At 56.9% G+C, this 6,000-nt stretch carries 9 protein-coding genes; 8 read left to right on the forward strand and 1 reads right to left on the reverse strand.

Features of this window, described 5'->3' with window-relative positions:
* The first annotated feature begins 82 nt into the window (after positions 1-82).
* On the forward strand, positions 83-907 hold the full coding sequence (locus tag NMQ14_RS11790; protein ID WP_257096384.1) for an AraC family transcriptional regulator: 825 nt from the start codon (positions 83-85) through the stop codon (positions 905-907).
* Between the two features lie 245 nt (positions 908-1,152).
* Here NMQ14_RS11790 and NMQ14_RS11795 read toward each other — a convergent pair whose 3' ends face one another.
* Positions 1,153-1,500: a rhodanese-like domain-containing protein gene (locus tag NMQ14_RS11795; protein ID WP_257096385.1), complete on the reverse strand. Its 348-nt coding sequence runs from the start codon at positions 1,498-1,500 to the stop codon at positions 1,153-1,155.
* Positions 1,501-1,596: 96 nt separating this feature from the next.
* Here NMQ14_RS11795 and NMQ14_RS11800 point away from each other — a divergent pair, with 96 nt between their 5' ends.
* From NMQ14_RS11800 to NMQ14_RS11830, 7 genes are all read left to right on the forward strand, one after another.
* The gene (locus NMQ14_RS11800) at positions 1,597-2,049 is read left to right on the forward strand and encodes a MarR family winged helix-turn-helix transcriptional regulator (RefSeq protein ID WP_257096386.1); all 453 of its coding nucleotides are present in this window, start codon (positions 1,597-1,599) and stop codon (positions 2,047-2,049) included.
* Positions 2,050-2,254: 205 nt separating this feature from the next.
* A complete protein-coding gene (locus tag NMQ14_RS11805; protein WP_257096387.1) occupies positions 2,255-2,752 on the forward strand; it encodes a GNAT family N-acetyltransferase in 498 nt (165 codons plus the stop codon).
* 418 nt (positions 2,753-3,170) lie between these two features.
* Complete coding sequence (locus tag NMQ14_RS11810) at positions 3,171-3,578, forward strand: hypothetical protein (RefSeq protein ID WP_257096388.1); 408 nt, start codon at positions 3,171-3,173, stop codon at positions 3,576-3,578.
* Positions 3,568-4,449: an RNA polymerase sigma factor gene (locus NMQ14_RS11815; protein WP_257096403.1), complete on the forward strand. Its 882-nt coding sequence runs from the start codon at positions 3,568-3,570 to the stop codon at positions 4,447-4,449. Before NMQ14_RS11810 ends, NMQ14_RS11815 begins: the two co-directional genes overlap by 11 nt.
* A gap of 2 nt (positions 4,450-4,451) precedes the next feature.
* A complete protein-coding gene (locus tag NMQ14_RS11820; RefSeq protein ID WP_257096389.1) occupies positions 4,452-4,835 on the forward strand; it encodes a TfoX/Sxy family protein in 384 nt (127 codons plus the stop codon).
* Positions 4,832-5,383 (forward strand): hypothetical protein, encoded by a 552-nt coding sequence (locus NMQ14_RS11825; protein ID WP_257096391.1) that lies wholly within the window; start codon positions 4,832-4,834, stop codon positions 5,381-5,383. The genes NMQ14_RS11820 and NMQ14_RS11825 overlap by 4 nt, the downstream gene beginning before the upstream one ends.
* A 96-nt stretch (positions 5,384-5,479) precedes the next feature.
* The gene (locus NMQ14_RS11830; protein ID WP_257096392.1) at positions 5,480-5,719 is read left to right on the forward strand and encodes a hypothetical protein; all 240 of its coding nucleotides are present in this window, start codon (positions 5,480-5,482) and stop codon (positions 5,717-5,719) included.
* The last annotated feature ends 281 nt before the right edge of the window (positions 5,720-6,000 follow it).

Consider the following 6,000-nt stretch of genomic DNA (forward strand, 5'->3'; position numbering starts at 1 on the left):
CGAAAGTGCACGTGGCGGATTTTCGTCAAATGATCAATACTGAAGGAACCACATTGTCTCAAATTTGGTTCTTGGAGTATCAATGACCGACAGGCTGGCCGGACTGCTGAACCACTATTCGCTGAGCGCCCGGGTCTTTCATAGTGGCGCCCTGTGTGGCGCCAAGGGCTTCGACCGCGACCATGGCTACATTCACGTGCTTCGCCAGGGGCCGCTCGAGGTGAGCGCGGAGGTCCACCCGCCGATGCGGATCAACGAGCCGTGCCTGCTCTTCTACCCGCGCGGTGCGCCGCATCGCTTCCATGCGCCAGCTGCGGCGGGCGCGGATCTGGTGTGCGCGACAGTAGATTTGGGCAGCACCTCCGGCAACCCGCTTGCGTTGGCGCTGCCGGAGGTGTTGCGGATTTCGTTGGAGGAACTGCCAGAGCTCTCGACGACGCTGGATCTCTTGTTCGCCGAGGCCTTCGCGAATCATTGCGGTCGCCAGGCAGCGATCGATCGTCTCTGCGAATACCTGCTGATCCAGCTGCTGCGCTTCCTGATGGATCGGGGATTCGCCCACGGCGGTCTGCTCGCCGGACTCGCCGATCCGCGCCTCGCACGCGCGATCTCGGCAATGCACGAGGCGCCGGCCCAAGACTGGTCGCTGGAGGCGCTGGCCGACAGGGCCGGCATGTCACGGGCGCGTTTCGCTGCGCGCTTTCGCGAGGTCGTCGGCCAGACGCCTGGACACTACCTGGCTGCCTGGCGCATCAATGTGGCGTGTTCTCTGCTGCGCCAGGGTCGGCCGGTGGCGCTGGCAGCCGATCGCGTGGGCTATGCTAGCGCGCCCGCGCTGGCGCGCGCCTTCCGTGCCCATCTCGGCTGTTCCCCGAGCGAGTGGCTGGCCCAGCGCACTACGGCCTGAGTTGCGGCGCCGAGCACATTCGCGCCAGTAAGGCCTGTTACCTTCGCCTCTCCACATAGCTTGGCATACGACGAGCCGACTCCGTTCCAGATCACAGGGCGTTTGGCTTCACCCACTCCTAGCGTCGGGCGTGCCGCCCAGTTTGGAACACGTTCGGCGTCTTGCCGTCTCCAAGCGCGGGCCACCACGCCGACTTTCGCCAATACCCGAGAGCCTCAAGCAAGGCTCCCGGGTACTCAATATACCTAAGCTGAAACTCTGGCTTCGCCTTTCTCGACCTGCAGTCCCGCTTCGCTCCAGGCCTGCTTCCCGCCAGCAAAAACGGAAACATTGGTGTATCCGAGCTGCGTCAGGACGTTCGCTGCAATGTGCGAGTTCTGACACGTACTGCTCGCGCAGTAGACGACGACTTCCGCCGACCTGTCTGGCGCGACGCGAGGCGCCAGGACGCGCGCCTCGTCGTGCGGGAAGTGCCGGGCACCGGGGAGGTGCCAGTCGTTGAAGTACCTTGCCGGCAGTGCCTCAAGCAGCACCAAACCGGAATTTGCCTGCAGGCGGACCTCGAGTTCATTGCGGGTAACGATCTTGCTCATGGTGATCTCCTCGGGGATAGCAACTCCTATAGTTGCAAATGCAACCATAAACCCATGTAGTTGCACATGCAACTACATGCCGCTATGCTCTCTCTCATGACTGCCTCCCCCACCCCCCGCCAGATCGCATGGGCGCGCTTTGTCACCGCCCAAGCCATGCTGCTGGATCGCATAGAAGCTACCCTCGCTCGAAGCGAGTTGCCCCCGCTTGCCTGGTATGACGTCTTGTGGATCCTGGAGAACGCGCACGGTGGCTGCCTGCGGATGAGCGACCTCGCGCGCAAGGGGGTAATCTCGCGCAGCAACGTTACGCGCCTCACCGACCGTATGGAGAAGGCCGGCCTCGTCGTGCGCGCTGACTGTCCCGAGGACGGGCGCGGTACCACCTGCTCGCTAACCGATTCGGGACGAAGGATGCGCGCCCGAATGTGGCTGGTCTATCGGGGGCAGATCGACGAATTGTTCGGAAGCCAGATAAGTGCCGCTGAGGCGGCGTCGTTGGCGCAAATGCTTGAAAGAATCATCGAGAATCTTCGGGAGCTGCCATGAGCCCCTCGTGCCGAAGCAGTTACTGCTCCTCGCGCGGCGCCACCTCTTGCGCAGACGCCTCAAGAGCAGCTGATCGCGCCCGCCATCAGACTAGCGGGTTCCGGAAGCACGACGGTGAAATTCACAATGCATGTTTCGAACCCATCGTTTGCCGGTGCGCGGCAACGCCGAGCAGTGTCGGTTGAATCATTTTCTAGCGCTTTAAATGGACGATCGTAGACACGAGAGCTTGCTATATTTAGGACTTGATGAAATAGATCCAGATGAACTGCTGGCAGTCCTGAACAAGCAGAGAACAAGAGAGTATTTGGTCAAACATGATTTGTTTGACTCGGCGACCATAAAGGAATGGATTAAGGACAAAGTCGAAGTCGACCGAACAATCGGCTGCAGAGTTCGAGGCGTGATTTCAGGACAATCGTTGGCCGGATGGTGTGGGATACAACTCGAGAATGGAAAATACGAGATAGCAATCGTGTTAGACCCAAAGCACTGGGGAATTGGAGTAAGGGCATTCAGGGACGTAATGCACTGGGCAAAGGAATTAGGTCACGATGAGATATTTATTCATCTTCTGCGCACCCGACCTGCGTACAAATCATTAAACAAGATTGCAACAGGTGTATTCGAATCCGAGTGGCTCGGTGAGCAATTTACAACGTACCGAATATCTGTCAAACCGGGCCTGACATGCGGACAGTGAATGCTTGGTCCCGCGACGGTTTTTTGCGGTAGTGGCAGAAACTCTGTGTGTGCGGCGGGTTTTTGCGACTACGAACTCATCACGACTTCAAGGCGTCGCCTCATCGGAAGAGCGTCTTGCGGCGTTCGAGGCCCGCTCATCGGCCTCAGCGGTCATTCGCTGGCCACTGCCTGCACAGCCGCAATGCGCCAGTTGCCCGTCGCTCACTCGCTTGGCTGAGACGAGCGTCAGCTCCTCCATCGTGCGAACGAGACCTGACGACCAAAACCGGGGCGATTCAATGCTTTGAGAAAACGTGGTCACGCGGGGGATAAACCCTATTCGTTGGGTGTCATCAGTCACACATTGAGATGGCTTCGAGTCTAAACACATCGAAGGGCGAGATTTCCTCGCTCATTTTCACAACAGGAAATCCATTATGAAAACCTTCGATGTTCAAGCCATATCCCTTCATGTTTCTCAGCAACAGGCCTTCGCGTTCATTGCTGATGCGCAACATCTTCCCGATTGGGCCCAAGCCTTTGCTTCGGTGGAAGGGAAACGGGCGTTGATGCGAACTCCCTCCGGCAAGGTGGAAATTGATCTCGATGTACGTGCCTCATCGGAAACCGGGTCGATTGATTGGTACATGTCCTTCCCCGACGGCAGCGTTGCCGTTGCTTACTCGCGCGTTGTCGCGCTCGACCCCGACAACTGTGTATACAGCTTTGTCCTCACTCCGCCTCCCGTCCCTCTTGAACAGTTGGAAGGCGCCCTCGAAATGCAATCCAAAACGCTTACCGAGGAATTGGGCAATTTGAAGGGCATCCTTGAACGTGGGCAATAAATTGGGGCAAGAGTTAAGCGCCTTGGTTGCGGTCGCCAAGAAAGGCGACCGCAACGCATTGGAAGCACTCGTGCGGGCAGTACAACGGGACGTGTACAACCTTGCTGTGCGCTTCCTTTGGCATCCGCAGGATGCCGAGGATGCTACGCAGGAAATTTTGATCCGCGTTATCACTGGCTTGGCCGGTTTTGAAGGCAAAAGTAGCTTCCGCACCTGGGTTTACCGTGTAGCCAGCAATACTTTGCTGACGCAGGGGAAGAAGCGCATGGAACAGGCGGCTATGTCCTTTGAGGAGTTCGGAGAAGCGCTCAGTGACGGCCTGTCTGATCCTGCATTGAGCGTACATGACAATGTCGCCGAAGAGCTATTGCTTGAAGAAGTCAAAATCGGCTGCACCCACGCCATGCTGCTGTGCCTCGACCGCGACCACCGGTTTGCGTACATCCTGGGTGAAATCCTCGATCTGAATCATGTTGAGGGGGCGGAAATTCTGGAAATCACTCCCGCCGCATTCCGGAAACGGCTGTCACGTGCCAATGAGCGCATCACGTCATTCATGACTGCGCACTGCGGCTTGGTTGAGCCAAGCAATCCATGCCGGTGCAAGCTTAGAATCAATCGCGCGGTTGATCGCGGTCATGTGCGTCCCAAGGATCTGTGTTTTGCACATTCGCTTTCCCAAGCGAAGCGTTTCCCCGAGGTTTTGCACACGATTCGGCAACTCGAAGACAGTCGCCGCATCGCGGCACTGTACAGATCTCATCCGGAATTCGAGTCATCGTCGCCGTTTGTCGCATGGCTGACCAAACTCCTCGACGAGATGCCAGACCAGAATATTTCGTCCCTTCGGCCTCTCATACCGACGCTCTGACAATGAAACGCCACTCCGAGCACTTGAACTACCTCGTGGAATGCATGGCGTTTATTCAAGACCTGCGTGTCCGTGCCATGTTCGGCGGGTATGGCCTGTATCAGGACGATCTTATTTTTGCCATCGTCGTCAATGATGTCCTGTATCTGAAATCGGATGCCGCTATCAAGAACGAATTTACTCGCCGGGGTTTACAACCTTTCACTTACACCGTGCGGTCGGACAAGTTGGTGACCATGCAATATTTTGAAGCGCCTCCGGATGTATTCGAGCAACCAGAGATCATGCAAGAATGGACTCAAAAGGCTTGGGGTGCAGCCCTCAGAGCAAAGAAGCCGCGCGCCGCTGAGCTTGAACGTTGGGCGTCATGGAGAGCAGATCAATGAGCAAAGTGCCCGAGATGAGGCGGGTCGCAGTTTTTGGCAACGCTGGCGGCGGTAAATCAACACTGGCTCGGCAACTGGCCAGCATTACCGATTTGCCGCTGCACTCACTCGACACCATTAAATGCAAGCCTGGTGGCGGTGAGGTGCCTCACAACGAATACCTGCAGATTCATTCCGAACTTATACGCGGTGACGCGTGGATCATTGACGGGTTCGGCTGCGTGCCATCAGCCTGGGAGCGTTTCTCGGCTGCTGACACGTTGATCTACGTCGATCTACCGCTGTTCGCGCATTACGTCTGGGTGACAAAGCATCTTGTAAAGGGCTTAGTCGTCACGCCTGAGGGGTGGCCCGAGAACAGTCCGATATGGCGCGGCACATTGAACAGCTATCGCGTACTTCCGCTCTGTCATGAAAAATTGACACCCAAATATCGGCAGTTGGTTGCAGAGCAAGCCACTCAAAAGCGGGTGCATCACTTGAGATCGTCCAGCGCTATAAACGCTTTTGTCGGAGATGTTATTGATGAGTATTCGGGTATTCACTGAGCCGACGCCCAACAAGTCATTCCAGCGGACTGTCAAAAAGCTGCGCTTTTTGCCATCCGCTGAATTCGCACGCTAGGCGTTGCCACAGATTCGCATATGACCCGTCTCCTTCTCGGCCCCATCAAAAACCCTACGTGGAAAGACTTCTTCATCCGTGTAGGTGGTGCTCTCGCTTTCATCGTTGTTGTTATTCTTGTTGCGCAGGCGTTCATTCCCGAGAGCCAAGGTATCGCTGTCATTGTTGTATCGGCAGCACTGATCGCCTTTGGTGCGATCCAGGAGGTACGTCATAAGAGGCGCCGGAAGCAAACCAAACAAGGCAGCTCAAGAAAATGACGCCCAACCCGGCGCTCAACCTCGCTCCCTGGACGCTGGGCGACAAAGCTGCGCAGCTCAGGTTAGCTCTACGCAGACCGCATCGTTCATGCTCGCAGCCGCACGCCAGAATCAGACCAAGCGCAGCCTGAATTCACTGCATCCCCCACGGAATAAGCAATGATGACAACGCCGATGAGGTAAGCGTCCGACCGCCGCCGTCTTCCCTTCCCTGATCCAGCGCGTAATCATCGCCCGCACTCGGGCACCTCAATGTTGTGTCCACAAAGGAGATCATGGAC

The sequence above is a fragment of the Methyloversatilis sp. XJ19-13 genome, from assembly GCF_024580155.1.
In the GTDB taxonomy this organism is placed as follows: domain Bacteria; phylum Pseudomonadota; class Gammaproteobacteria; order Burkholderiales; family Rhodocyclaceae; genus Methyloversatilis.

Coding starts and splice junctions, on each gene's coding strand:
- NMQ14_RS11810 (WP_257096388.1), top strand. CDS start 3,171: ATGAAAACCTTCGATGTTCAAGCCATATCCCTTCATGTTTCTCAGCAA.
- NMQ14_RS11795 (WP_257096385.1), bottom strand. CDS start 1,500: ATGAGCAAGATCGTTACCCGCAATGAACTCGAGGTCCGCCTGCAGGCA.
- NMQ14_RS11820 (WP_257096389.1), top strand. CDS start 4,452: ATGAAACGCCACTCCGAGCACTTGAACTACCTCGTGGAATGCATGGCG.
- NMQ14_RS11800 (WP_257096386.1), top strand. CDS start 1,597: ATGACTGCCTCCCCCACCCCCCGCCAGATCGCATGGGCGCGCTTTGTC.
- NMQ14_RS11805 (WP_257096387.1), top strand. CDS start 2,255: ATGGACGATCGTAGACACGAGAGCTTGCTATATTTAGGACTTGATGAA.
- NMQ14_RS11830 (WP_257096392.1), top strand. CDS start 5,480: ATGACCCGTCTCCTTCTCGGCCCCATCAAAAACCCTACGTGGAAAGAC.
- NMQ14_RS11790 (WP_257096384.1), top strand. CDS start 83: ATGACCGACAGGCTGGCCGGACTGCTGAACCACTATTCGCTGAGCGCC.
- NMQ14_RS11825 (WP_257096391.1), top strand. CDS start 4,832: ATGAGCAAAGTGCCCGAGATGAGGCGGGTCGCAGTTTTTGGCAACGCT.